The following is a 550-nucleotide window of genomic DNA, read 5'->3' as shown; positions in this document are numbered from 1 at the left end:
CATTATCTTGCTCTATTTCGTTTAATATCAAAACCAAACTCAGCGCTTTGTGATTCATCTGGAAGTTTGATATCTTCAATATTCACGACAACGTTGACAGGCGTCAATAGATACATCGTACTCGCAACTTTTTTCATATTCCCAGCTAAGACATGGCGGGCTCCGTCCAAGTAATCAAGGCAACGACGGGCTTGAACCTCTGTCATGTATTGGAAATCAATCAAAATACTTTCATTGCCAGCCAACAAATCTACAATTTCAGTTGCATCTTCATATTTTCTTGGATAGCGAACGTCAATTGTCACTTTCTCATCTGAACGATGGCTTTGCATTGCCAATTCTTGCTGACGCGCATGAAGACGGGTAATATTTGCATCTTTTGCTGATCCTGACTGAGCAGGTGCTGGTAATTCTTTAGAAGATGAGATGGCTGGGCTAACTGTTCCCTCTTGTTGAGCCTGGTAGTTAGTCGTTTCTTCTCCGTCTTCTGTAAAATAATCTATAAATTTATCGAATCTATCTTTTAAAGACATAGCTCTCTCCTATTTAA

The 550-nt window shown here is 39.6% G+C and carries 1 protein-coding gene; it reads right to left on the bottom strand.

All coding sequences use genetic code 11. The features are described from left to right. Nucleotides 1–2: 2 nt before the first annotated feature. Complete coding sequence (locus GMD4S_RS10255; RefSeq protein ID WP_000053364.1) at nucleotides 3–533, bottom strand: cell division protein SepF; 531 nt, start codon at nucleotides 531–533, stop codon at nucleotides 3–5. Nucleotides 534–550: the final 17 nt, after the last annotated feature.

This window comes from Streptococcus sp. GMD4S (genome assembly GCF_000296955.1).
This window is presented reverse-complemented; position numbering and strand designations above follow the sequence as displayed.